The sequence below is a fragment of the Natronorubrum marinum genome (assembly GCF_052040125.1).
Taxonomy (GTDB): domain Archaea; phylum Halobacteriota; class Halobacteria; order Halobacteriales; family Natrialbaceae; genus Natronorubrum.
Genome location: NZ_JBPPFV010000001.1, coordinates 863,844 through 888,805, shown reverse-complemented (window position 1 = coordinate 888,805; position 24,962 = coordinate 863,844). Strand labels below are relative to the sequence as shown.

Here is a 24,962-nt window from a genome sequence, read left to right as displayed (position 1 = left end):
ATCTGTATATGCTCTGTATGGATACTGTGGACAAGATATTAATATCTGTTTCACCTGAGGTCACGTATGACGGCAGGACCGCCGATCGACGACATCCACTTCGATGACGCACCGAACGTCGACTCCGTTCCCGGACCGAACACGCGAGCGCTGCTCGAGAAACAGGAGGACATCGACAGCAGCGCGGTCGCGTACCCGAACGATATTCCGATCGCCTTCGAGGAAGGGAAAGGCGCGACGGTCCGCGACGCCGACGGCAACACCTACATCGACATGTTCGCCGGGATCGGCGTGCTCAACGTCGGTCACTCGAACCCCTACGTGCTCGAGGCGGTTCACGAGCAGGCCGACAAGTTCGTCCACACGGTCGACTTCCCGACGGAAGCGCGACTCGAGCTGATCGAGAAGCTCGACGAGATCGCGCCGGCCGGCATGCAGGGGAACAACCGGGTCGTCTTCGGCGGTCCGACGGGCAGCGACGCAGTCGAAGCGTCGATCAAGCTGGCGAAGTACAACACGGGCGGCGACGGCCTGATCGCGTTCCGCGGCGCCTACCACGGCGCGACGACCGGCGCGATGAGCGTCACCGGGAACAAGAAGTTCAAGGGCCACTACACGCCGCTGCTTTCGGACGTCGTCCACGCGCCGTATCCCTACCCGTTCCGCCAGGACAAGTCGCCCCAAGAAGCGGTCGATCACGCGCTCGAGGAGGTGCAGGCCATCGTCGAGGATCCCTACGGCGGCCTCGCGAATCCGGCCGGCATCATCGTCGAACCGATCCAGGGCGAGGGCGGCATCGTCACGCCGCCGAAGGGGTTCCTCCAGGGGCTTCGCGACATCGCGGACGAGAACGATATCGTCCTCATTTTCGACGAGATCCAGAGCGGCCTGGGTCGGTCCGGCGAGTGGTGGGCCAGCGACTGGGAGGGCGTCACGCCCGACGTGATGACCTCCGCAAAGGCGCTTGGCGGCGTCGGCTTCCCGCTCTCGGCGACGATGTACAAGGAGGAACTCGACACGTGGGGGTCGGGCGACCACGCCGGCACGTATCGCGGTCACGTCGTCGGCATGCGCGCCGGCACCCGTGCCATCGAGTACATTCAGGAACACGACCTCCTCGCCCACGCCCGCGATCTCGGCGAGTACATCCAGGGACGCCTGCAAGAAGCCGCGACCCAGACCGATCGGCTCGGCCAGATCCGCGGGAAGGGACTGTTCATCGGCGCCGAGTTCGTCGACAGCGACGGGAAGCCCGACGGCGATCTCGTCGACGACATCCAGCAGTACTGCTTCGAACACGGCGTCCTCGTCTGGACGGCCGGCCGCCACGGTAACATCCTGCGTTTCCTCCCGCCGCTCGTGCTCACCCACGACCTCGCGGAGGCAGCGCTGGACATCGTCGTCGACGGCATCGAGCACGCAGTCGACGACGCGTAACGACCGAACTGACCCGACGACCGAACCCACGATTCCCTTCTGAAACCGATTCGACTGACCATGTCCGACACCGACCCCATCGAAACCGACGGCGCACCGAGCAACGACAACCCCTACTCGCAGGGCGTTCGGGCCGGCGACACGCTGTACGTCTCCGGCTACGGTCCCGTCGATCCCGAGACCGACGAGGTCATTGAAGGTGACATTCAGGAGCAGACCGACCGCGTGCTCGAGAATATCGGGAGCGTGGTCGACGAGGCCGGCGGCGACGGTCTCGAGGACGTCGTCAAGGTCACCGTCTATCTGACAGATCTCGAGGACTACGACGCGGTCAACGAGGCCTACGGCGAGAAATTCGGCGCGGAACCGCCGGCACGCGTCTGCGTGGAGGTCTCGCGGCTGCCCGAAAACGTTCGCGTCGAGTTGGACGCGATCGCGTACCTCGGGTAGCGTCTAGCCGAACCAAGATAGTTCGACGATTGAATCGCCGGCGGTGACGATGGTGATTCTGCCCCTTTTCGACTCACCGATTCGTTTTATCCCGTACTCCACTCACCTGGTTCACTTTGGCCCCGTACGCGGTTCACTTTGTTCCGCACCCGAGCGGACTGCGACTCCGCCATTACCTCGTAGCCGCTGAGTCGAATGCTCGACCGGGAGCGCGTCGCTCCTCCCGGTATCGACCACGGTTAAGTAGCTCCTCCGCCTACAACCGGCAAGAATGGCCTACGACGTGCGAAACAGGTTGACCGACCTCCGACGGGAACTCCACCGCTACCCGGAACCGGGGTGGCGGGAGTTCCGGACGACCGGGCGGATCGTCGAGGAACTCGAGCGGATCGGCGTCGACGAGATTGCCATCGGCCGGGACTGTCTCGCGAGCGACGCCCGAATGGCCGTCCCCGACGAAGCGGAGATCGATCCCTGGCTCGAGCGGGCCCGCGAGGCCGGGGTCCGCGAGGACGTGCTGGAGCGGACCGCGGACGGCCACACCGGCGTCGTCGCCGTCCTCGAGCGCGGCGAGGGGCCGTCGATCGGCCTGCGCGTCGACATGGACGCCACCGCGATCAGCGAGTCCGACGAACCAGGTCATCGCCCGGCCGACGAGAGCTTTCGCTCCGAGCACGACGGCTACATGCACGCCTGCGGCCACGACGCTCACGTCGCAATGGCGCTTGGGACGCTCGAGGCGGTCGCGGCAAGCGAGTTTACGGGGACGTTTACGGTGTTTTTCCAGCCCGCCGAGGAGATTTCGGGCGGCGGCAAGGCGATGGCCGAAGGGGGCTATCTCGACGATGTCGACTACCTGCTGGCCGTACACTTGGGGCTCGATCACCCGACGGGCTCCGTCGTCGCCGGCGTCGAGAAGCCGCTGGCGATGGCCCACATCACGGTGACGTTCGAGGGTGCGAGCGCACACGCGGGGAAGGCCCCGAACGAAGGCGCTAACGCGATGCAGGCGGTCGCGACCGCGATTCAAAACGCCTACGCGATCCCGCGCCACGACGAGGGGATGACCCGCGTGAACGTCGGCTGCATCGAGGGCGGCACCGCGAGCAACGTCATCGCCGAGGAGATCACCATCGAGGGCGAGGTCCGCGGGGAGACGACGGCGCTGATGGAGTACACGCGGACGGAACTCGAGCGCGTCTGCTACGCCGCCGCGGAGATGCACGACTGCGACGTGACTCCGCGGATGATCAGCGAGTCACCGAGCGTCGACAGCGACCCCGCGCTGCGGGATTTGGTCGGCGAGGTCGCGCGACGAACCACCGGCGTCCACGACGTCAAAGAGACCGCCGAACTCGGTGCGAGCGAGGACGCGACCTACCTGATGGAACGCGTCCAGGAGTCCGGCGGACTGGCCTCGTACGTCCTCGTCGGCACGGACCACCCGACCAACCACCAGACGCCCACCTTCGACATCGACGAAGAGAGCCTCGGCATCGGCGTCTCGGTGTTGACCGACGCCGTCCTCGAGTGCGCCCGTCGACGACCCTGATCGCGTTCCTCTGGAGTCCGTCGTCCTCGGTACGAGCGCTGCGTCGCCAACATGTGATTTAAAACACATGTATGGCGAATCAGAAACGTTAATTCGCGGGATACCCGTGTACCCAGTATGAGTCAGGATGACGTGCCGGCGTCTCTGGAGACGGCAGCGGATGCCGATCGACCGCGCGGTATTCTTACGCCCTCCGATCGCGACTTCCTCCTCGGGCGAAAGACGGACTACACCGACCACTCGAAAAAGCAAAAGCGCAACCGGATTCGCCGCCGCGTCCGAAACGCGGTTCTCGACTTCAGCATTCTGTTCGAGTACATGGAAGAGCGAGACCGCAAGACCGTCTTCGATCCCGACGACGACGAACGCGACGCCTACACGCAGGGGATCACCGATATGCTCGCCTTTCTGCATCTCGGGACGATCGGTTACCACACGCCGTTCAAGAACATGCTCTCGGAGGGCGTCGGGCAGGCCGAACAGCGCCTCGCCGGCTCGAACTACCGGATGGTCAACGTCGAATTCAACGTCGAACCGGTCGGCCAGATCGACGTCGACGAAGTCGTCGAGAAACTCGAGAACGAAGAGTTCGCCCAGCTTACCGACGAGGAACTCCGCGCCTTCGTCCGCCTGCTGACCATGTCCGACGAGTTCTCCCCCGAGTCGGCCCGCGAGGAGATCCAGGATCGTGTCGACGAGTACACGAGTCAGGTCAGCGAGAGCGCCGCGGAACGCGATCGGAAACTCGAGGAACTGACGGGTTAACCGTCGTGTGACGGCGCGACGTCGACTCGAGCTGACGACGTCGAGGAACCGTTTCTGTTCCGGCTTCGCCCTTCCTGCTCGTCCCGTCGGTGCGCTAGCTCGACCACCGCGCCGTCCGTTCGGCGCGCTCCCGTTTTGGCTCACTCCGTTTCGGCTTGCTCTCGCGTCCGCTCGGCACACACCTGTCGTCCGCAGTGACTACAGTATGTGATTCGAGCCGTATATCAACACTTTCACGCGAACGTGTGTGTCCCGTCGCTATTGGTTTATGATTTGGCGTACCTTCGAGAAATGTACGGTAATCGTGGAGTAGGGAGCGAATAATAAAACAATCGATCGATATAGCATACCGTTGAAACTCTCCGTAGCAGACGCATCCAATAAACGTAATCTGTGTATGTTAGATACGAAAAGGAAATATTTATGCGAGAGACTGACAATTGGTCCGGTATGCTATCGCGAAGCATGGTAGATGCAACACGGGGACGGTGTGTGCAAGCGCTAACCGGTTGCCCGAATACCAGGGGTGATAGGGCATGAGCGACGCCGAGAAGGGGGCGATCGATCGGTTCTTCGACGAACTCGATCCGGTTGTCTTCGCGTTCGGTGCGCTGTTGACCCTCGGGGTGATCGTCGCGTTCTTCATCGATCGGGACTTCGTCGCAGACGGGATCACGACCGTCCAAGGGGAGATGGTTAGCTACATGAACTGGGCGCTGCTGGTTATCGTCTTCCTGATCGTCCTCTTCCTGTTGTTCCTGATCGTCGGCCCGTGGGGGAAGATCAAGATGGGAGACGAGGATCCCGAGTACAGCTTCTTCTCGTTTTTCACGATGCTGTACTCGGCCGGGTTCGCCGCGGGCGTCGTGTTCTGGGGACCGACGGAGGGGCTGTTCTACTACGCCGATCCGAACCCGCTGTTCGGCGTCGAAGCCGAATCCGGCGCGGCGATGACGTACGCGATTCAGCAAACGCTGTTCCACTGGGCGTTGCCCCAGCTCGCGGTGTTTACCATCATGGGCATCGCGATCGGCTACTTCGCGTACAACTACGATAACGTCCCGCTACGGGTGTCGTCGGCGCTCACGCCGATCCTCGGAAAGGAGAACCTCGACGGCCCGGCCGCCAAGGTGATCGACATCCTCGCCGTCTTCGCGACGATCGGTGGGGTTGCAACCTCCCTGGGATTCATCGGTAGCCAGTTCATCAGCGGACTCGATTACCAGTGGGGGATCAACATGGGCGACGCCGGCATCCTGATCGTGGTGACGACCATGACGATCCTGTTTACGGTCTCGATGGTGCTCGGGGTCGACAAGGGAATCCGGCGCCTATCGAACTTCAACATGGGGCTGTTCGTCGTGATCATGATCGCGACGTTCATCGCGGGGCCGACGATGTTCCTCCTGTTGCTCGGCTCGCAAGCGATGGGTGGAATGCTCAGCGACTTCGTCTCGATGAGCCTCTACACCGGTGCGGGCCAGGAGGGAGCCACCGGCTGGGTCGAGGCCTGGACCGTCTTCTACTGGGCGTGGGCGCTCTCGTGGTCTCCGTTCGCGGGGCTGTTCATCGCCCGGATTTCGAAGGGGCGAACCGTCCGCGAGGTCGCGTTTACCGGTATCGTCGCGACCTCGGCGGCGACCATCCCGTGGTTCACGTTCGTCGGCGGCACTGCCGTGTGGGCGCAACACAACGGCGTCGCGGACTTCGGGGCCGTAATCGCGGGCGAAGCCGGGCCGGAGGTCTCCGGGTTCATCCTGTTCAGTTCGCTCTCGCTCACGCTGGATCTGCTGATCGTCGAATTTGCGGTGCCGATCGGTTCGCTCCTGATACTCGGCTTCATGGTCATCGTGACGACGTTCTTCGTCACCTCCGCGGACTCCTCGACGCTCGCCGTCTCGATGATGACCACCGGTGGTAAGGCGTCTCCGTCGACCATCAACCGCGTCTTCTGGGGGATCGTCCTCGGCCTGACCGCCGCGATCCTCATGATCCTCGGCGGTGAGGGCGGTGCCGGCGCGCTGCAGGACGCGGTCGTCATCACGGGCGCGCCGTTCGCGATCGTCTGTTTCCTCGCCCTGCTCTGTCTGGTCAAGGACTTCAGCGGCTCGCGAGGCCGAGTCTTGCTCCAAGAGAAGACGGTCATCTTCGGCTCGGCTCGAGGCCAGTCCGACGACGAGCCGTCGGCGGCCGCCGAACCGGGCGACGACGACTGAACTCGCTGACCGGTCTCACCTTTTCGCGTCTCGTACTCCGAATAGTCGTATTGTGCGGTTAAGAACGCCTTTTTCCGCCCTGTGGGGGCGTCTCCTCCGGCGACTATCGTGCTCATCTATAACAACATTTAATGTATGACGTACACATTATCTGTGTATGGATAGGGATACAGCGGAACCGAACGTGGACGCCTTCCCCGGCCCCAACGCCCAGCAGTGGGTCGAGTTCCACGGCGCGAACGCGGCACCGAGCGAGTACTCCCACGAGTTCGTCTGGGACGTAACCCGCGAGGCCGACGGCCCGTTCGTGACCGACGTCGACGGCAACGTACTGCTCGACTTTACCTGCCACATCGGTGCAGCACCCCTCGGCTACAACAACCCGAAGCTCACCGACAAGCTTCGCGAGTTCGACCTCGTCGAGCCGATGAAAATTGCCGGCCAGGACATGTACTTCGGCGCCGGCCCGACCCCCGAGGAGTCCGACGTGCCGGGCTCGAGTCACCTCATGAACAAACTCGTCGAGGTCTCGAGTCAGTACGATATGGACACGGTCTTCCTCTCGAACTCCGGCGCGGAGGCCATGGAGAACGCGATGAAGATCACCAACGACTACCGCGCGCCGTCGAAGTACGGCGTTGCGTTTTCGGGGAGCTTCCACGGCCGCACCTTCGGCACCCTCTCGATCACGAAATCGAAGGAGGTCTACACCCGCCACTACCCACAGATCGACGGAATCGAGACGATCCCGTTCTGTGCCGATCGCGGCTGTGACGCGAGCACCTGCGACTGCGGCTTCTTCACCGGCGCCGGCTCGCAGCTTCGCAACTCGCTGTCGCCCGAGGGCGGTCACATCAACCCCGACGAGATCGCCTTCCTCACCCTCGAGCCCATCCAGGGCGTCGGCGGCTACCGTTTCCCCAGCGAGGCGTTCATGCGGGAGGTCGCGGACGTCACCGACGAGTACGACATCCCGCTGGTCGTCGACGAGATCCAGTCCGGTATCGGCCGCACGGGGGAGATGTGGGCCTCGGATCACTACCCCATCGAGCCCGACGTCATCTCCGCCGCGAAGGCGCTGCGCGTCGGCGCGACGATTTCGCGCGAGGATATCTTCCCCAGCGAGAAGAACCGACTCGGGTCGACGTTCGGCGGCGGGGATCTCCTGGGATCGATGATGGGCACGTTCACGCTCGAGGCCATCCAGGAACACGACCTGCTCGACAACGCAACACAGCGCGGGGAGCAGGCGAAGGAACTCCTGCGCGACGACTCGCCGGACTACGTCCAGGACGTCCGCGGCAAGGGCCTGATGCTCGCGGTCACCTTCGATACGCCCGAGCGACGGGCCGCCGTGGTCAAGGAGTCGCTGAAACGCGGTATGCTCACCCTCGGCTGCGGGAAGAAGACGATTCGGCTGCTCCCGCCGCTGGACTCGAGCGAGCGCGAGATCGAGTTGGGGATCGGGATCTTCCTCGAGGCGATCAACGCCGCGGGCGCGACGGTTCGAGCGTAATCGATCGGACAACGGGCCGCAGTTTCGCCCCGGGTTATACTAGTGCCGTTCTCTGACCTATCAGAGGCAGGCGCAAAGGGTTATGAACTCTGTGAGCGTGTACCACGCCGGTGAATGTCAGTGACCTCACGAACACCGATGGAGGCCGTCCGACAGGACATCGAAGACGTCTGGAACGGCGGTGATTTCGACGCGATCGATGCGCTCGTCGCCGACGAATTCGTCTACCGAAATCCGATGGTCGAAGAGCCTGTCCGCGGACCCGAAGACTACCGCTGGCTCGTCGAGAACTTCCGCGGCGCCGTCTCGGATTTCGAGATGGCCGTCGAACAGATGATCGAGGACGACGACGTCGTCGCGACTCGGTTCCGGACCACCGGCACGCACGAGCGAGAACTGCTCGGAGTCGAACCGACGGGCAACCGAATCGACGTCACCGGCGCGATGTTCGACCGCGTCGAAGACGGCAAACTCGTCGAGCGATGGGTCAACGACGACGCGCTCGGCTTCATGCGACAGCTTGGACTGGTCGACCAACGCCCGTTCTGAGCCCGGTTCCCCGCTTTCGTTACGTTCTCCTCGAATCGCGTTGGCGCCGCAGCCGACTGCCAGTAGCCAGCCGCCAATCGATCCTTACGCGAGCGAGCGTTCGAGGACCGAGACGCCGTCTACGTCGGACAGCGCCTCGAGCACTCTCTCGAGATGCTCCCGGCCGCTCCCCTCGAGTCCGATCCTCACGGGAACCCGGTTCGGCTCGTCGGCGGGACCCCGCCGTGCACGCTCGAGGACGTCGAGTTCGGCGCCCTCCGATTCGACGGTTTCGACCACGTCACCGACGGTCGTTGGCCACCCTTCGACGGCCAATCGTGCCTCAGTGTAGCGCTCGAGTTCGTGGAGCCCGGTCCGAGTCAGTTCGGCGTGTTCGGAGAGATTGACGTTCCCGCCCGAAATGACGACGCCGACGTGGTCACCCTCGAGGTCCAGATCGGCCGAATCCGATAACGCGGCCGCCAGGGGTGCCGCTCCCGCGCTCTCCACCACCGTCTTCGCGCGCTCGGCGAGCAACGTCACGGCGGTCGCGATCTCGCGATCGCTGACGCTCACGACGTCGTCGACGACCTCGCGAGCGTTCAGGAACGTGGTTTCGAGCAGTCGCGTATCCGCGATCCCCTCCGCGACGGTGTCGACGTCCTCGAGTTCGCGGATCTCGCCGGCCTCGAGCGACGGTTTCGCGTGGTACGCACCTTCGGGCTGCACTCCGATGACTCGAGTATCCGGATCGTGGGCCTTGAGCACCGTCCCGATCCCCGAGATGAGACCGCCGCCGCCGATGGCGACGAGGACGGTGTCAAGCGCCGAGTACTGCTCGAGCAACTCGAGGCCGATCGTTCCCTGGCCGGCGATGATCGCCGGATCGTCGAAGGGGTGGACGAACGTCTCGCCGGTCTCTTCGGCTCGCTCGAGGGCGTACTCGTAGGACCGCTCGTAGATGTCGCCCTCGACGACGACCTCGGCGCCGTAGCCGCGGGTGGCCTCGATCTTCGCGGCGGGCGTGACTTCGGGCACCACGATGGTGGTCTCGATATCGAGCAGCTGGCCGGCCAACGCGACGCCCTGGGCGTGGTTGCCCGCGCTCGAGGAGATGACGCCCACGTCGCGTTCCTCGTCGGATAGCTGGGCCATCATGTTGTACGCGCCGCGGATTTTGAACGAGCCCGTCCGCTGGACGTTTTCGAGTTTGAGCCCGACCGACGCCGCGCCGCTCAGCTCGGCGAACGTGCTCGAGGTGTCGAGCGGCGTCCGGTGGACGACGTCGTCGATCCGATCACGCGCGTCTTCAACGTCCTCGAGGCTGACGAGCGCGGGCTCAGTCTCGCGATCCCGGCTCATTCACCGCCCTCCGCGTTCGCCGGGTCCTCGATGTCCGCCGGAGCCTCGACAGCCGCCGAGGCTTCGACGTGTGGGACCGGATGCTGACGCTCGAGTTCCCGGATCGTCTCCACGAGCACGTCGACGCCGTGCTCGAGGCTGTCCTCGTCTACGTCGAACGTCGGCGTGTGGTGGCTGGTGGGATGGTCGGTGCCGACGATCAGGTACGTCGCCAGCCCGCCGTCCTGCTGGACGCGCTCCATCAGGAACGTGGCGTCCTCGCTGGCACCAAAATCGGCGGCGGGAATGACGTGATCGATTCCGCGAACGCCGCTCGCGACTTCGCTGACGAGCGCTTGCAGTTCGGGGTCGCTGTCGGCTCGCGGCGATTTGCTGACCACCTCAATGTCGGCCCGACAGCCGTGCATCGTCGCGGCCGAGTTGACCGTTCGCTCGAGTTCGTCGCTCATGTACTCCATCAGTTCGGTGGTCTCGCCGCGGGCTTCGGCCTCCATGTGGGCCTCCTCGGCGATGACGTTGCTCGCGGAGCCGGCCTCAGCGTAGCCGATGTTCACCCGGGTCATCCCGTCGGCGTGGCGGGGGATGCCGTAGGCGTTGACGATCGCGGCCCCCATAGCGTGCATCGCGTTGTCGCCTTCGTTAGGGGATTTGCCGGCGTGAGCGGAGGTGCCGTGGATGGTCGCGTCGATGTGGGCCATCGCGAGCGGCTTCTCGATCCCGGCGACGACCTCGCCGGTGGGATGGTCGAGGCCGACGTGGACTGCGAGCAGGTAGTCCAGATCGTCCGCGAACTCGCTTCTCGCCATCGGACGGCCGCCGCCGCTGGTCTCCTCCGCGGGCTGGAAGAAGACGACTAGTTTGCCTGCGAAATCGCTCTCTGTGATGGCCTCGAGGACGGCCAGCCCCCAGGTCATGTGGACGTCGTGGCCGCAGGCGTGCATCGCGCCGTCGATCTCCGAGCGAAAGCCCTCGTCGGCCGGATCGTGTCCCCTCTCGTCCGACTCCTCGATGAACAGCGCGTCGATGTCGACCCGCAACCCGATCGCGGGACCCTCGCCGCGATCGAGGACGGCGACGGCGCCGGTGTTGCCGCCGGCCATCCGATCGAGCAGGTCGGGATCGATACCGCGTTCGCGCGCCCGTTTGCCCCACGACGCGAGTCGGTGGTCTTCGGGGACGGCCATTCGATCCGCGGGATCGTAGGCGTCCGGACCGACGGCCAGTTCGTCGACGCCGATCGATCGGATCTCTTCGACGATCCGTGCCGTCGTGTAGAACTCGCGCCAGGCCGGTTCGGGGTGGCGGTGCAAACTGCGACGAAGGGAAACGAGGCGGTCGCGTATCGGCTCGTTCATGCCAGTCACTGACGCGCCCCAGTGACTTAATTATACACAATGAGTGTTAACGCCGACTACACAAAAAGGATAAGAGAGACGATGACAACCGTAGGGTATAGCTGCGTTGCAGCGGCGACAGGCCGCGGTAGCGCACACATTCACCACTATGAGCACGAATCCAGACGTCGTCGTTCTGCGAGAGGGAACGGAAGGACTGTCGATGGAGTCGTACGCCGAGACGCTTCGCGAACGGCTTCCCGATCACACCGTCGCGCTCGCGCGAACGCCCGAAGCGGAGCGCGAACTCGTCCCCAAAGCGCGGGTCGTCACCGGCATTACGATCGAGGAAGCTCTCCTCGAGGCCGCCGACCGACTCGAACTGTTCGCGTGTACGTTCGCGGGCACGGATCACGTGCCGATGGACGCCCTGGCCGACCACGGCGTCGCCGTGACGAACGCGGGCGGCATCCACGCGCCCGGCATCGCCGAGCAGTCGATCGCCAACATGCTCGTCTTCGCCAGAAATCTCCACGAGGGCTGGCGGCGCAAGCAAAACGGCGAGTGGCGTCACTTCCAGTCCCACGAGTTTACCGACAGCACGGTCACAGTCGTCGGCCTCGGCTCGATCGGCCAGGCAATCGTCCAGCGACTCGAGGGCTTCGACGTCGAGACGATCGGCATCCGCTACACGCCCGAGAAGGGCGGGCCGACCGACGAGGTCCTGAGCTTCGAGGCGGCGGACATCCACGAGGCCTTCTCGCGCAGCGAGTACGTCGTCCTCGCCTGTCCGCTGAACGATCTGACGCGCAACCTCGTCGACGAGGACGCGCTGGCGACGCTCCCGCCGAATGCAGTTATCGTTAACGCGGCCCGGGGCGGCATCATCGACACCGACGCGCTCGTCGCGGCGCTGCAGTTCAACGGCATCCGCGGTGCGGCACTCGACGTCACCGAGCCCGAACCGTTGCCGAACGATCACGAGCTCTGGGACCTCGAAAACTGCCTGATCACGCCCCACACGGGCGGCCACACGCCGAAACACTGGGACCGGTTGGCCGACATCGTCGCACGCAACGTCGGCGTGCTCGACGAGGGGACGGGCAGTGACCTCGAAAACGCCGTCTACCGGCCGGAGTCGAGCTAACGAGATCGATGGCTACCGACAACCCGCCATCCGCGACCGACGACTCGCCCTCGACGACCGACCACAGCGACCAGACGTCGACGCCCGAGGAGACCCAGCTGGGGCCGCCGGACGATCCGCGCAAGGATGATCCAGCGGCGGACGCCCGAGCCGACTACGACTACGTCGGCGGCGACGTCGGTCGACCCGAACTCGTCTCCGCCCTGCAAGAGCGAATCGACGGCGAGATCCGGTTCGACGACTACTCCCGACAACTGTACGCGACCGACGCGAGCGCGTACGAAATGACCCCGATCGGGGTCGTGCTCCCGCGCTCGACTGCGGACGTCGCGAACGTCGTCGAGTACTGTGCGGACAACGGGATTCCCGTCCTTCCACGGGGTGGCGGAACGAGCCTCGCCGGGCAGGCGGTCAACGAGGCCGTCGTCCTCGATTTCACGACGCACATGGGCGGCCTGCGCTCCGTCGACCCGGACGAGCGCCGAGCGACCGTCGAAGCGGGGGCCGTGCTCGCCGATCTCAACGACGAACTCTCACCGCACGACCTGAAGTTCGCACCGGACCCCGCCGCCGGCAATCGCAGTACGATCGGCGGTGCTATCGGGAACAACTCGACGGGTGCTCACTCGCTACAGTACGGGAAGACCGACGCCTACGTCGAAGCCTGCGAGATTGTCCTCGCCGACGGCTCCGTCGAACGCTTCGGCGAGGTGACGGTCCGGGAGCTTCGCGAGACGGCGAATCCGGACGGGGAACTCCTCGAGCGCATATATGACGCCCTGCGTCGCGTTATCGACGAGGAAAGCGAGGCGATCAGCGAAGTCTTCCCGCAACTGAAACGGAACGTCTCGGGGTACAACCTCGACCGACTGGTCGCGGAAGCCCACGGGAAACCGGAGGCGTTCGACGAGAACACGGCCGAGTCGGTGACGATCGAGGACGAGAGCGAACCCGACCCCGAGGCGACGGTCAACCTCGCGCGGGTCTTCGCCGGCAGCGAGGGTACCCTCGGCGTGATCACGGGAGCGACCGTCTCGCTCGAGCCGGTCCCCGAGACCACGTCCGTCGCGCTGTTGACCTACCAGGACCTGCTCGAGGCGATGGCCGACGTCGACACCATCGTCCGGAACCACGATCCGGCGGCTATCGAGGCCATCGACGACGTGCTGATCGACCTCGCTTCGAGAACGGAAGAGTTCGCCGACCTGGTCGAGCGACTCCCCGCGGGCACCGAGACCGCACTGCTCGTCGAGTTCTACGCGGAGGACGACGACCACGGTCGCGAGCAGGTCGCGGAGTTGCTGGCCGATCGGTTGCCGGACGCGGACGTGCCGGATCCGACGGCCGACGCGGACGACGCGGACGACGAGGGGGACGTCACCGCCGGCGACCCCGTCCGGGCGTTCGACGCCCTCGAGGCTCACGATCCGGAAGGCATCGCCGAACTCTGGAAGCTCCGCAAGAGCGCGGCGCCCATTCTGTTGTCTCGAACCTCGGACGCCAAACACATCTCGTTTATCGAGGACACGGCCGTCCCCACGGAGAACCTCGCGGACTACGTGGCGGACTTTCAGGACGTGCTCGAAGAGTACGACACGTTCGCCAGCTTCTACGCCCACGCGGGGCCGGGCTGTATGCATATGCGCCCGCTGGTGGACACGAAGACCGAGGCGGGCCTCGAGGAGTTCGAATCGATCTCGGACGACGTGACGGATCTCGTCGTCCGGTACGGCGGCAGCGTCTCGGGCGAGCACGGCGACGGCCGCGCCCGAACCCAGTGGAATCACAAACTGTACGGCGACGACGTCTGGGAACTGTTCCGTGAGCTGAAGACGGTCTTCGATCCGGACTGGCTGCTGAACCCGGGGAACGTCTGCGGCGATCACAGCATGACCGAGAATCTGCGGTTCGATCCCGACTACGAATTTGACGCGGGATTCGAGCCGGACCTGAACTGGGAGAACGAGAACGGCTTCCAGGGGATGGCCGAACTCTGTCACGGCTGCGGCGGCTGTCGCGGCGATCAGGAGACCACCGGCGGCGTAATGTGTCCGACGTTCCGCGCGGCCGAGGAGGAGAGCCTGAGCACCCGCGGCCGGGCGAACATGCTCCGAAGCGCGATGAACGGCGAGCTCGACGCCGAATCGACGGACGCGGAGTTCCTCGCCGAGATCATGGACCTCTGTATCGGCTGCAAGGGCTGTGCGCGGGACTGTCCGAGCGAGGTCGACATGGCGAAGCTCAAAGCCGAAGTAGAGCACGCGAACCACCAGGCGAACGGCTCGAGCCTTCGCGACAAGCTCTTTGCGAACGTCGACCGACTGAACGCCGTCGGCTCCGCGCTCGCGCCGCTCTCGAACTGGATGGCCTCGCTACCGGGTTCCGGTACCATCGCCGAGAAGACGGTCGGTATCGCCCGCGAGCGCGATCTCCCCGCGTTCGCGAGCGAGAGCTTCGAGGACTGGTTCGCAAAGCGCGGACCGAAGGTCTCGGAATCGGAAGCCGACCGGAAGGTGTTGCTCTTCCCCGACACCTACACGAACTACAACCACCCGCGAGCGGGGAAGGCGGCCGTGCAGGTGCTCGAGACGGCGGGCGTTCACGTCCGGATTCCCGAGGGCGTGACGTCGACGGGACGGCCGGCGCACTCGAAGGGGTTTCTCGATCTTTCTCGGGAGCGCGCTCAAACCAACGTCGACGCGCTGGCTCCCCGACTCGAGGACGGCTGGGAGGTCGTGCTCGTCGAGCCCTCCGACGCCGTCATGTTCCAGTCGGACTATCTGGACCTGCTCTCGGGGCCCGACGTGGAACTGGTCGCGGCGAACACCTACGGCGTGCTCGAGTATCTCGATCGGTTCGATCTCACAGAGGGGCTGCCGACCGGGGACGGCGAACTTGGCGAGCAACTGACCTACCACGGCCACTGCCACCAGAAGGCCACGAAGAAGGACGGCCACGCGGCGACGGTGCTCGAGGCCGTCGGCTACGAGGTCGACGCGCTGGACTCGGGCTGCTGTGGCATGGCCGGTTCGTTCGGCTACGAGGCCGAACACTACTCGCTGAGCCGGAAGATCGGCGAAGTGCTGTTCGATCAAGTGGAAGCGAGCGACGGCGAGACGGTCGTCGCACCGGGTGCGTCCTGTCGGTCGCAGCTTTCGGAGTACGACGGCTGTGACGATCCGCCCCACCCTATCGAGAAGGTGGCCGCGGCGCTGTCGGCGTAACGATGGCTGCGACGGCTGACCCGTATCGTTCCGGCGCGGTCGCCGGCCGGCAGCGGGTTATTTTTCGAGGGGCGACAAAGACCAGTCCATGGAACGACGACCAGCGACGCGAGGGCAGCAGCGATGAACCTCACCGGCATCGATCATTTCGTCCTCACCGTAGAGGACGTTGAGGCGACGTGCGAGTTCTACGAGGATCTAGGGGCCGAGATCGTGACCTTTGGCGACGATCGCAAGGCGCTGCGCTTCGGCGAGCAAAAGATCAATCTCCACCCGGTCGACACCGACGTCGAACCCGTCGCGCGGGAGCCGACCTCCGGCGGGGGCGACTTTTGTCTGGTCACTGAGACGCCAATCGAGGACGTCGAGCGCCGGCTCCGAGAACGTGACGTCGAGATTATCGCGGGACCGGTCGATCGCACTGGCGCCGTCGGCCCGATCACGTCGGTGTACTTCCGGGACCCCGACGGAAACCTCGTCGAGATCGGGCGCTACGACGACTGAGCGATCGGAAGACGCCGTTGAGAACCTGCGGATTCAACTTGTGAAAACCGAGCGTACGACTACCGTCCGCTACGGCCAGAGCCCGCGCGTCGCCTTCGCCTCGGCGATCCGTGAGAGCGCGACGACGTAGGCGGCGTCGCGCCAGGTCAGGTCCTTCGCCTCGACCTCCGCGCGAACGTCCGCCCAGGCCGAGAGCATCTTGTCCTCGAGTTCCTCGTTGACCTCCTCTAAGGTCCACTGGCGGCGGTTGATGTCCTGGAGCCACTCGAAGTAGCTCACCGTCACGCCGCCGGCGTTGGCGAGGATGTCGGGGATGACCGTCACGTCGCGCTCCTCGAGGATCGTATCGGCGGCGAACGTCGTCGGCCCGTTCGCACCCTCGACGACGATATCGGCCTCGATGGCGTCCGCGTTGTCGGCGGTGATCACGTTCCCGACCGCGGCCGGAATCAGCACGTCGACGTCGAGTTCGAGGACGTCCTCGTTGGTGATCGTTTGCGGGGCGTCCTGCTCGAGGACGGCTTCGGCCTCCTCGTCGTGGGTCGGAATCTCGTGGGTCTCGAGTCCGTCGGGATCGTAGAGCGCGCCGTTGACGTCAGAGACGGCGACGACGGTCGCGCCCCAGTCCTCGAGCAGGCGTGCGGCGTTCGCGCCGACGCTGCCGAAGCCCTGGACCGCGACGGTCATCTCGGAGACCTCGTGGCCCTCGTACTGAATCGCTTCGCGGGCGGCGATCGCGGTCGAGCGACCTGGCGCTTCCTCGCGACCGTAGGAACCGCCAATGACCGGCGGCTTGCCGGTGACGACGCCGGGGATGGTCTCGCCCTGTTGCATCGAGTAGGCGTCCATAAACCAGGCCATCGTCTGGGCGTCAGTGCCCATGTCGGGTGCGGGAACGTCCTTCGTCGGGCCGACGACGTCGCGCAGTTCCTCGGCGAAGCGGCGCGTGAGCCGTTCGGTCTCGTCCGCGGAAAGCGATTTGGGATCGATGGCGATGCCGCCTTTGCCGCCGCCGAAGGGGAGGTCCATCACGGCGCACTTCCAGGTCATCCACATCGAGAGCCCGGTACACTCCTCGGCGGTGACCTCGGGGTGATAGCGCAGGCCGCCCTTGTACGGTCCGCGCACGTCGTCGTGCTGGGCGCGGTAGCCCGTGAAGACCTCGACCTCGCCGTCGTCGCGCTCGAGCGGGACCGAGACCTGCTGGACCTTCGTCGGGTGTTTCAGTCGCTCGATGACGCCCTCGTCGACGTCGATGTGGGTCGCCGCGCGCTCGAGTTGGCGTCGAGCGGTGACGAGCGCCGAGTCGTACTCTGCTTCGGGTTCGGCTTCTTTCTGGGTCGGTGTCGTAGACATTGTGAATTGAGTGTGGACGTGAATCGTGGGTTACGCCGTAAACAGCTTCCGGGGGAAGTCGGCCAGCGTCTCCGCGCCGCTGCTCGTGACGCGGAACGTCTCGCTGATCTCCATGCCGACCGCCTCGGTCCAGATGCCGGGGATCATGTGGAACGTCATGCTCTCCTCGAGGACGGTCTCGTCGCCGGGTCGGATGCTCGCGGTGTGCTCGCCCCAGTCCGGCGGGTAACCGAGTCCCATCGAGTAGCCGATTCGGTCCTCCTTCTCGAGGCCGTACTGCGCGATGGTGTCACGCCAGGCCTTCTCGACGGACTCGCAGGTGACGCCCGGTTCGACGGCGTCGAGCGCGGCTTCGATGCCCTCGACGACGATATCGGCGGTCTCCTCGAGTACGTCGGGCGGGTCGCCGACGAACGTCGTCCGCGCCAGCGGTGAGTGATAGCGGTGGCGACAGCCCGAGAGTTCGATGATGACCGGATCGCCGTCCTCGAACGGGCGGTCGGTCCAGGTCAGGTGCGGCGTGTCCGTGTGGTCGCCGGATGGCATCAGCGGGACGATCGAGGGGTAGTCGCCGCCGTATTCGTCGGTGCCGCGGATCAGTTGCTCGTAGATCGCGGCCGCGGCCTCGTACTCCGGTACGCCTTCCCCGATCGCGTCGATGCCGGCCTGCATCGCGTTCTCCGAGATGCGGGCGGCCTCGCGCATGTACTCGAGTTCCTGTTCGGACTTCTTGATACGAACCCAGCTGACCAGTAAGGTCGCATCCTCGAACTCGGCGTCGGGAAGGTTCTGCTGGAGGCGAGTGTAGGACTTCGCCGTGAAGTAGGCGGCGTCCATCTCGAGGCCGATGCGTCCGTCCGCGACCTCGAGGTCTTCGAGAACGCCCGCGACGTAGTCCATCGGATGGAGATCGTACGGCGAGTGGACGTGGTCGTCGCTATAGGACAGAATGCTCTCCGCGGAGAGGTGAGTCGTTGCGCGCGCGCCGCCCGCGTCCATCTCGCGGCCGACCCAGACCGGTTCGTCCCGTTCGGCCGTAACCACGACGGCCTGGTGGACGTAGAACGACCAGCCGTCGTACCCCGTGAGGTAGTTCATGTTGGCCGGATCGGAGACGACGATCGCGTCGAGGTCCGCCTCGTGCAACCGCTCTTTCGCCCGATCGACCCGGCGTTCGTACTCCGCCTCCTCGAAGACTTCTCGTGACATGATAACAGGGTCTCTACGAGGAGGATCGATCAGGAGTGCTAAAAGTTTTTCGTGTATAGTAGATACAGATACTGTTTACAGATTGGACGGGTCGGCTCCTCGAACGGTGGAGCCCTCGCGTCCAATCCGTTCGATGGCGCTTCGGTGCTGTTTTCGCTATTCTCGGAGCCGATCAGTCGGCTCCGGGTCCTCGTCCCGAACCACCGGCGGTTAAGACACGGGGGTTCGTTCCCGCGGATATGGCAATACTCGAGACGATCGTGATCGCGTTTTGGGCCATGTTACCCGCATACGTTCCCAACAACGCCGCCGTGCTGGCCGGCGGCGGCCGGCCAATCGACGGCGGCCGAACGTGGGGCGACAAACGTATGCTGGGCGACGGTAAGACCTGGCGCGGCACCGCCGCCGGGATCGTCGCCGGACTCGCGCTCGCGGGCTTTCTGAGTCTCTTCGCCGGCGACGTGAGTTCCGCGACCGGTATCGAGGTTCCCGAGTTCACGCCGCTCGCGGCGCTCGGTCTCGCGGCCGGTGCGATGCTCGGCGACATCCTCGCCTCGTTCCTGAAACGTCGCACCGGTCGCCAGCGCGGCGCGATGTTCCCCGGACTCGACCAGCTCGACTTCGTCGTTGTCTCGCTGCCCCTGACGGCGCTGTTGGCGAGCGAGTGGTTCTTCGACGTGTTCACGTGGGAGGTCATCGCCGTCGTCGTGATTCTGACGCCGATCCTGCACGTGACGACGAATATGATCGCCTACAAACTGGGGCTGAAGAACGAGCCCTGGTGAAGGGGCTCGAGCTTTCGGTGGCTATACTGGGAGTTCGTGAGTCATTTGGAGCCGCTCGACTCCAGCGGAGAAATCTCTGTTAGAACGGAGAAGTAGAACGAACACGCTATTCGGATGTGACGGTTGCTTCGGTTTCCTGTATCCGCTTTTCGGCTTCGTCTTTGTCCTCTGGGTAGCCCACGTCGATCCGCCAGCCGTCCATCCGAATCGCGTCGATGGTCCGTCCGGACTGGATCAGCAGGTCGATTGCGTCCGGGAGTTCGAACTCGCCGCGGTCGGACGGTTGGACGAGGTGACAGGCGTGGAAAATGGCGGGGGTGAAGGTATAGAAGCCGGTCATGACCAGATTCGACGGCGGCTCGTCGGGCTTCTCGACGACCTCGACGATCTCGCCGTACTCGTTCGTGTCGAGCACGCCGTAGCGTGAGGCCTCCTCGTAGGGCACCTCTTCGACGAGGAACGCGGCGTCCGCTCGGTCCTCCTGCTGGCGGTTGATCACGTCGCCGAGATTACCTCGGAAGACGTTGTCCCCGAGCATCAGCACGAAGTCGTCGTCGATGTGTGGCTCCGCCTGGAGAATCGCGTGGGCGAGCCCGAGCTGTTCGCGCTGGTGGGCGTAGGTGATCGGGACGCCCTCGTACTCGTCGCCGTAGCGTTCGATAATCTGTTCTTTCATGTGGCCCACGACGACGACCAGTTCGGTGACGCCGATCTCGAGGAGGTTATCGAAGACGTCCTCGACCAGTGGCTTGTCGTCGACCTCGACGAGCGCCTTGGGTTTGTCGTCGGTGAGGGGCTCGAGGCGGGTGCCCTTTCCGGCTGCTAAGACGACTGCTTGCATGTCTGCAATGGTTCTTATGGGGCGACATATACTTTGTGAGCGAGTAGTCAGTTGGTGACGAAGGGGATGTCAAACGGGAGATTGTTGGTTACTGTTGTTCGGAATGTGCTCGAGATTGCGAGAAGTGTCCCGAAGTAGACGCCTGCACCGAGAGCAACAAGTAGCACGACAAAGGCCGCGTTGTACGCTGCAACCCAGTGATTTTCACCGAAAATCCGCCCGAAATAGACTACACCTCCCATGATTCCTGCCGCAGTCACTTGATATCCGATCATCCTTATCGGAATCGAGAATGCAACGATCGATCGCGTGTAGTGGAAGGACACGATCAGTCCGATTGCGGCTGAGAGGGCAGTCGCGACTGCCGCACCAATCCATCCGACGGACGTGACAAGGAAAATATTCAACACGAGATTAGTAAGAATGAACACGGCGTTCGCCCGAAACGCCAGGTCTGGGCGGTTGATCGCATTCAGGGTGCTCAATAGCTGCTGGTTGTACGCGTAAATCAGCATTGCAAAGAGGAGTATGACAAGTATCGTCGCGCCAGCAGCGAACCCCTCTCCGTAAATTCGAAGCAGTCGATCAGAAATGACTGCGCTACCGATGACGCCCGGAATTAAGAACAGTCCCGCGTACATAATTGTCTCTTCGATTAGTCCGGAAACCGCTTCTACACCCTCTCGACTCGAGATATCGCTCATCTCCGGAAAGACGGTCGTACTGATTGCATCTCCGAACAGATCGAGAAACTTCGTGATTGCCCATGCGACCGAGTAGATTCCGACGAGACCCGCTTGAACGAACACTCCGAGAACGATGATGTCGACGGAGTCGAACGTCTTCGAGCGCATTCCGCCGAGCCACGAGAACTTAGCGAAATCGAATAGTGTGGAAAAGTGTCGTCGCTTCGGTACCGAGGGACGGAAACCGAGAATCCAGAGCCCGAACAGACCCATTACAATTCCCCCGACGGCATATCCGACTAACATTCCGGTGAGACGCCAGCCGACAAAGACGAGCGCGATCTGCACGAGGCTTCGTAGTCCAATTTTGACGGTGGCGAGGATACCATACACGTGGACGAGGTGTGATCCCTGAAGCGACGAGAACGAAACCGTCCTGAGCAGGTCAGCAAACACGATCAATAGGATGAACACGGCTACTGGGGCGCCGACGTATTCGTTGACGTATTCTTGAAATGTGATCAGGAGGGACGCAATGACGACAAATAATGATCCGATCATGAGGGCCCCCGCTGTGATGTAGGCTTCTTGGTCTTCACCCTCGCTCACTCGCTTCGTGATCGCCCCGCTGAGTCCCACCTTTCCGATAACCGAAAGCCACGCAACGAGTGCCAACGAGAGCGAATAAAAGCCGAGGACCTCCTCTCCGAGCAGTCGAGCGAAATAGATCGTCGCGACGAATCCGAGAGCGGACCCGATGACTTTGGAGACGAAGTAGACGGTCGAAGTCTGTCCAATGCGCATGAGTCTTTGCGTACGATTTGAGGATGTTCGGTGGTTACGTAGTTGTCGGTCTTTCCACGTGAGTTTTTGTCTCTCAATAGTTGCTGCAGCCGTGCTGTTATCGCCGTAATGATGTCCAGCTCACAGATGATACGGTAGGTTTTTCCAGTCCTCCACGAAATGCTGCTTCATGTCCACAGCTGGATCAGTCGTATTGCTCACGATTGATACACTACGGGCCGATCGATTTACCTCAGCCTGTTTTCCCGAGACTTTCTCGACGTTCGAACGTGACTTCGCTCAGTTCACGAATGCGTTGTCCCACGGCAATGCTACGCCGCTCGCGTTCCCTCCCGTCATGACAGCTAGACCTGTTACTGGTAACGGGGAGCTAGACTCTGAGACAGAGACGATCGCAGAACGGTTCGCAGAACAGATGAGTGCCGGATTTTCGAATAATGCCCATCTTACAGAGGAACGAGGGTATCATCGAGGATTCGATCTCTTTCACGATTTAGCTCCGCCGGATTCACCGTCACTGATTGACCGATTGAAACGATATCAAACGCTTCGCGAGTCGACGGTCGTCGTCAAAACGTACCGCCTGTTGCGGAAGCTGCAAGGAATTGGACAAGCAGAGGACGGGGTCGTCGACCCGTTTCCGAACCCAAAAACGACGGCTGACGTAGTAACCGACTTCGTCGAGCGACGACTCGAGGCAGACGACAGATTCGTGTGGGGCCACTATATGGATCCACACAAGCCGTTCCATCCGGATCAGGCCGTCGACGGTCCCGAAATCGACCGAAGCCGCGAGGAAATCGAGTACTTGAATTCGTACGAGCACTCGAAAGATCCCCTTCCAGACGACGATATCGCGTTTCTCGAGGCGCTTTACGAATCGAACATCCGGTACATGGATCGCGAACTCGATCGGCTCTTCGAATGGATGCGAGATCGCGAACTGTACGACGACGCACTCATCATCGTCGTCGGCGACCACGGCGAACTGTTCGGCGAGCACGGGTATATGTTCCACCCAATGGACATCGATCCAGTCGACGAACTGATTCGGACACCTCTCTTAGTCAAGTTTCCTGGGAACGAATACGCTGGCGAAGAATTCGATCATTTAGTCCAGCACGCCGATGTTTTGCCGACGATTGACGAGGTTACGGATCGTTCCTCCGGATCGATACCCGAAGGAGCGTATCCACTCACGGAGACCACACCACGCCGCGTGATTTCGAAGTCGAATATCTCGATTCGGCTAACAGAAGGGGACGCCGTAGCATACAAACGACGAGATGGAACGACCAAGGAAATGGATCAGCTTTCTGAGCAGGGTCGTCAGAAATTGAAAGCGACTAAATTTCCAAATGTTCAAACTAATAGTGGTGTTGTTAAGGGTGTTGAGGAAGCCGAGAGGCAACGCATGCTAAAAAATCTTGGGTATCAGTAACAAGTTTTCTAGGTCACTACTGAGTTCCAGGCATCGTAGCCATTGGCAAATTTGCATAGACATCATAGACAATAACAAATGGAAGAACACTATTCTGGAGTGTCTCTAACCGATTACGCACAGACTTTCCGCGCGGTTCATAATATTCGCAATGATTATTAACAATCCCAGAAATAGATGCTTGGTTCGTGTAACTTCGAACATTAAAGACAGAGTCAGATTGACTGAATTCCTTTAATAGTGCCCGGTATTTTCACCCCATCAAATAACATTGTCGGTACAGCACGTTTGTATGAGTGTACGATAGAATGATAGCGCGAACCGATGAGAAAGTCAAGTTGGGAGGTTATCTCCTTGAGTACGAACGGTTACCGATCCCCGGTCACGACAGTTACGTTGTCGTCAAAGAGCTCTGCGATTGCTTCGCAGAGTGGCTCGTCCTCGACTGAGTGCTGAATTGCTCTGTAGGATCGCTAGGCGGCGCCTCAATCTCGCTTTCTACGGCAATAACGTAGTCGTAACCCTCGCGTCTAGCGAAACTACAGAGCTCAATGATCATCTTTCTCATCCCGATCTCTCTGACCTCGTGCCGAGACACTACGTGCATTAACCTGTCACATTTCAGGTCAGCTAAAGAGAACGGAACAGTACCGCTTTAGCGCGGTATTAATCGAAAAGTCAGCTGCACGATCCCGAAGGATGTCTGATGAAGTGGGATTCTCAAGCATCTTCTCGGTTTCCTCCACCAATGCCCTTGAATCGGCAACCGGAGCCAGATTACCGAACTCACCGTTTCCGAGGAGTTCTGCGGGCGCCCCAGGACAGTCAGTCGCAACGACGGGAGTTCCACAAGCCATCGCTTCGATGATTACGTTCCCGAATCCTTCATGTTTCGCCGAGTTGACGAAGATGTCAGCGTTTGTCATGTATTTGTATGGATTGTCAGTAAACCCTGGCAGGTCAACGTGCTCCTCAACGCCGAGTTCCGCGGCGAGCGTCTCGAGTTCGCTCCGCTTCTTTCCGTCCCCGTAGATGACGAGTTTCGCATCGCGGTGATCCCGAAGCTGTGCGAACGCTCGAACGAGAGTCGCGAAGTCCTTCTGATCTACAAGGCGACCTACACCGAGTACGACTGGAACGTCCGTTTCAAACCAGGGATGATCCACAGGCTCGGTCGCTTGGCGTTTCAGTCGATCCGTGACGACTGGATTGTAGACGACGTGGATCCGTTCGATAGACGTGTTTGCCTGAAGGTCGGCAGCGACTCCCTTGGAGATAGCAATAATCTCGTCGGCATACGGATAGCTACGACGTGCCAGCGCGGCCGTCAGCTGCTCTTTTTTCGTATTATCTTGTACCACCGCAGCTTCAGACTCTGGACGAGCAACCCTCACTACGTGTCTGACGTCAATGCCAGGAACCAACGTGGCCCAGACCGCGATCACGTTCGTGGGTGTGATCGTTGACAGGAGAACATCGGGGTTGGAACGCCGAAGGTACCGAACTAGGCCTGGAAAGCTGGTGAGAACGCGACTCGCGGAGAGGTCAACGATGTTGACCGATTCGGGTACCTGCTCTATGAAGTCTCCAGTCGCCTTAACCAGTACTAGATCGACCTCATGACCGCGTTCCGAGAGGCCAGTAGCGACGTTAAGCATCATTCGCTCCGCTCCGCCTACAGTGAGGGAAGGAAAAAACAGTGCACAGTGTTTGGGATCAGTAGAGTTCATGGATACCGAGGAGAGCCGTTTCAATCTTCAGATCGATTCGAGAGTATTAAATGATGTCGAAGGCGACTACGGGTG

The 24,962-nt window shown here is 62.3% G+C and carries 19 protein-coding genes; 12 read left to right on the top strand and 7 right to left on the bottom strand.

Translation table 11 applies throughout. From position 1 onward, the window contains the following. Positions 1-66: 66 nt before the first annotated feature. The 7 genes from ACSFC5_RS04490 (at position 67) to ACSFC5_RS04460 (ending at position 8,485) form a co-directional block, all read left to right on the top strand. Positions 67-1,437 (top strand): aspartate aminotransferase family protein, encoded by a 1,371-nt coding sequence (locus ACSFC5_RS04490; RefSeq protein ID WP_440764052.1) that lies wholly within the window; start codon positions 67-69, stop codon positions 1,435-1,437. Positions 1,438-1,497: 60 nt separating this feature from the next. Beyond that, complete coding sequence (locus tag ACSFC5_RS04485) at positions 1,498-1,887, top strand: Rid family detoxifying hydrolase (protein WP_440764051.1); 390 nt, start codon at positions 1,498-1,500, stop codon at positions 1,885-1,887. Between the two features lie 271 nt (positions 1,888-2,158). After that, positions 2,159-3,439 carry an amidohydrolase gene (locus ACSFC5_RS04480; protein WP_440764050.1) on the top strand — a complete coding sequence of 427 codons (1,281 nt, stop codon included), beginning with the start codon at positions 2,159-2,161 and terminating at the stop codon, positions 3,437-3,439. 117 nt (positions 3,440-3,556) lie between these two features. After that, on the top strand, positions 3,557-4,204 hold the full coding sequence (locus ACSFC5_RS04475) for a DUF8102 family protein (RefSeq protein ID WP_440764049.1): 648 nt from the start codon (positions 3,557-3,559) through the stop codon (positions 4,202-4,204). Positions 4,205-4,740: 536 nt separating this feature from the next. After that, positions 4,741-6,420, top strand: a complete 1,680-nt coding sequence (locus tag ACSFC5_RS04470; RefSeq protein WP_440764048.1) for a BCCT family transporter — start codon at positions 4,741-4,743, stop codon at positions 6,418-6,420. Between the two features lie 157 nt (positions 6,421-6,577). Then, positions 6,578-7,936, top strand: coding sequence for a class-III pyridoxal-phosphate-dependent aminotransferase (locus tag ACSFC5_RS04465; protein WP_440764047.1), 1,359 nt, complete (start codon positions 6,578-6,580; stop codon positions 7,934-7,936). Between the two features lie 114 nt (positions 7,937-8,050). Beyond that, positions 8,051-8,485, top strand: coding sequence for an ester cyclase (locus ACSFC5_RS04460; RefSeq protein ID WP_440764046.1), 435 nt, complete (start codon positions 8,051-8,053; stop codon positions 8,483-8,485). Between the two features lie 84 nt (positions 8,486-8,569). On the opposite strand, the gene ilvA is transcribed toward ACSFC5_RS04460, so the two are convergent. Then, positions 8,570-9,826 (bottom strand): threonine ammonia-lyase, encoded by a 1,257-nt coding sequence (gene ilvA / locus ACSFC5_RS04455; protein ID WP_440764045.1) that lies wholly within the window; start codon positions 9,824-9,826, stop codon positions 8,570-8,572. Further along, positions 9,823-11,181, bottom strand: a complete 1,359-nt coding sequence (locus ACSFC5_RS04450) for an amidohydrolase (protein ID WP_440764044.1) — start codon at positions 11,179-11,181, stop codon at positions 9,823-9,825. The genes ilvA and ACSFC5_RS04450 overlap by 4 nt, the downstream gene beginning before the upstream one ends. Before the next feature lie 148 nt (positions 11,182-11,329). Between ACSFC5_RS04450 and ACSFC5_RS04445 the strand changes: the two genes are divergently transcribed. The 3 genes from ACSFC5_RS04445 (at position 11,330) to ACSFC5_RS04435 (ending at position 16,035) form a co-directional block, all read left to right on the top strand. After that, positions 11,330-12,307: an NAD(P)-dependent oxidoreductase gene (locus tag ACSFC5_RS04445; protein WP_440764043.1), complete on the top strand. Its 978-nt coding sequence runs from the start codon at positions 11,330-11,332 to the stop codon at positions 12,305-12,307. Positions 12,308-12,315: 8 nt separating this feature from the next. Continuing rightward, on the top strand, positions 12,316-15,531 hold the full coding sequence (locus tag ACSFC5_RS04440; protein WP_440764042.1) for an FAD-binding and (Fe-S)-binding domain-containing protein: 3,216 nt from the start codon (positions 12,316-12,318) through the stop codon (positions 15,529-15,531). A gap of 123 nt (positions 15,532-15,654) precedes the next feature. Further along, the gene (locus ACSFC5_RS04435; protein ID WP_440764041.1) at positions 15,655-16,035 is read left to right on the top strand and encodes a VOC family protein; all 381 of its coding nucleotides are present in this window, start codon (positions 15,655-15,657) and stop codon (positions 16,033-16,035) included. A 69-nt stretch (positions 16,036-16,104) separates the two neighbouring features. Here ACSFC5_RS04435 and gdhB read toward each other — a convergent pair whose 3' ends face one another. Both gdhB and ACSFC5_RS04425 read right to left on the bottom strand, forming a co-directional pair. Continuing rightward, positions 16,105-17,391, bottom strand: a complete 1,287-nt coding sequence (gdhB, locus tag ACSFC5_RS04430; protein ID WP_440764040.1) for a glutamate dehydrogenase GdhB — start codon at positions 17,389-17,391, stop codon at positions 16,105-16,107. Between the two features lie 30 nt (positions 17,392-17,421). After that, positions 17,422-18,600: a M24 family metallopeptidase gene (locus ACSFC5_RS04425; protein WP_440764039.1), complete on the bottom strand. Its 1,179-nt coding sequence runs from the start codon at positions 18,598-18,600 to the stop codon at positions 17,422-17,424. A 239-nt stretch (positions 18,601-18,839) separates the two neighbouring features. On the opposite strand from ACSFC5_RS04425, the gene ACSFC5_RS04420 reads away from it, so the two are divergent. After that, positions 18,840-19,385 carry a CDP-2,3-bis-(O-geranylgeranyl)-sn-glycerol synthase gene (locus ACSFC5_RS04420; RefSeq protein ID WP_440764038.1) on the top strand — a complete coding sequence of 182 codons (546 nt, stop codon included), beginning with the start codon at positions 18,840-18,842 and terminating at the stop codon, positions 19,383-19,385. Between the two features lie 106 nt (positions 19,386-19,491). Here the strand turns inward: ACSFC5_RS04420 and aglF are convergent, their stop codons facing one another. Beyond that, positions 19,492-20,226, bottom strand: coding sequence for a UTP--glucose-1-phosphate uridylyltransferase AglF (aglF, locus tag ACSFC5_RS04415; protein WP_440764037.1), 735 nt, complete (start codon positions 20,224-20,226; stop codon positions 19,492-19,494). A 47-nt stretch (positions 20,227-20,273) separates the two neighbouring features. Further along, complete coding sequence (locus ACSFC5_RS04410) at positions 20,274-21,716, bottom strand: oligosaccharide flippase family protein (RefSeq protein ID WP_440764036.1); 1,443 nt, start codon at positions 21,714-21,716, stop codon at positions 20,274-20,276. Positions 21,717-21,885: 169 nt separating this feature from the next. On the opposite strand from ACSFC5_RS04410, the gene ACSFC5_RS04405 reads away from it, so the two are divergent. Further along, positions 21,886-23,157: a sulfatase gene (locus ACSFC5_RS04405; RefSeq protein ID WP_440764035.1), complete on the top strand. Its 1,272-nt coding sequence runs from the start codon at positions 21,886-21,888 to the stop codon at positions 23,155-23,157. Between the two features lie 626 nt (positions 23,158-23,783). On the opposite strand, the gene ACSFC5_RS04400 is transcribed toward ACSFC5_RS04405, so the two are convergent. Then, positions 23,784-24,887, bottom strand: a complete 1,104-nt coding sequence (locus tag ACSFC5_RS04400) for a glycosyltransferase (protein ID WP_440764034.1) — start codon at positions 24,885-24,887, stop codon at positions 23,784-23,786. Between the last annotated feature and the right edge of the window lie 75 nt (positions 24,888-24,962).

What these genes read in the sequence shown, in the direction of transcription:
- ACSFC5_RS04490 (WP_440764052.1), top strand. Translation starts at nt 67, where the DNA reads ATGACGGCAGGACCGCCGATCGACGACATCCACTTCGATGACGCACCG.
- ACSFC5_RS04485 (WP_440764051.1), top strand. Translation starts at nt 1,498, where the DNA reads ATGTCCGACACCGACCCCATCGAAACCGACGGCGCACCGAGCAACGAC.
- ACSFC5_RS04480 (WP_440764050.1), top strand. Translation starts at nt 2,159, where the DNA reads ATGGCCTACGACGTGCGAAACAGGTTGACCGACCTCCGACGGGAACTC.
- ACSFC5_RS04475 (WP_440764049.1), top strand. Translation starts at nt 3,557, where the DNA reads ATGAGTCAGGATGACGTGCCGGCGTCTCTGGAGACGGCAGCGGATGCC.
- ACSFC5_RS04470 (WP_440764048.1), top strand. Translation starts at nt 4,741, where the DNA reads ATGAGCGACGCCGAGAAGGGGGCGATCGATCGGTTCTTCGACGAACTC.
- ACSFC5_RS04465 (WP_440764047.1), top strand. Translation starts at nt 6,578, where the DNA reads ATGGATAGGGATACAGCGGAACCGAACGTGGACGCCTTCCCCGGCCCC.
- ACSFC5_RS04460 (WP_440764046.1), top strand. Translation starts at nt 8,051, where the DNA reads ATGTCAGTGACCTCACGAACACCGATGGAGGCCGTCCGACAGGACATC.
- ilvA (WP_440764045.1), bottom strand. Translation starts at nt 9,826, where the DNA reads ATGAGCCGGGATCGCGAGACTGAGCCCGCGCTCGTCAGCCTCGAGGAC.
- ACSFC5_RS04450 (WP_440764044.1), bottom strand. Translation starts at nt 11,181, where the DNA reads ATGAACGAGCCGATACGCGACCGCCTCGTTTCCCTTCGTCGCAGTTTG.
- ACSFC5_RS04445 (WP_440764043.1), top strand. Translation starts at nt 11,330, where the DNA reads ATGAGCACGAATCCAGACGTCGTCGTTCTGCGAGAGGGAACGGAAGGA.
- ACSFC5_RS04440 (WP_440764042.1), top strand. Translation starts at nt 12,316, where the DNA reads ATGGCTACCGACAACCCGCCATCCGCGACCGACGACTCGCCCTCGACG.
- ACSFC5_RS04435 (WP_440764041.1), top strand. Translation starts at nt 15,655, where the DNA reads ATGAACCTCACCGGCATCGATCATTTCGTCCTCACCGTAGAGGACGTT.
- gdhB (WP_440764040.1), bottom strand. Translation starts at nt 17,391, where the DNA reads ATGTCTACGACACCGACCCAGAAAGAAGCCGAACCCGAAGCAGAGTAC.
- ACSFC5_RS04425 (WP_440764039.1), bottom strand. Translation starts at nt 18,600, where the DNA reads ATGTCACGAGAAGTCTTCGAGGAGGCGGAGTACGAACGCCGGGTCGAT.
- ACSFC5_RS04420 (WP_440764038.1), top strand. Translation starts at nt 18,840, where the DNA reads ATGGCAATACTCGAGACGATCGTGATCGCGTTTTGGGCCATGTTACCC.
- aglF (WP_440764037.1), bottom strand. Translation starts at nt 20,226, where the DNA reads ATGCAAGCAGTCGTCTTAGCAGCCGGAAAGGGCACCCGCCTCGAGCCC.
- ACSFC5_RS04410 (WP_440764036.1), bottom strand. Translation starts at nt 21,716, where the DNA reads ATGCGCATTGGACAGACTTCGACCGTCTACTTCGTCTCCAAAGTCATC.
- ACSFC5_RS04405 (WP_440764035.1), top strand. Translation starts at nt 21,886, where the DNA reads ATGTCCACAGCTGGATCAGTCGTATTGCTCACGATTGATACACTACGG.
- ACSFC5_RS04400 (WP_440764034.1), bottom strand. Translation starts at nt 24,887, where the DNA reads ATGAACTCTACTGATCCCAAACACTGTGCACTGTTTTTTCCTTCCCTC.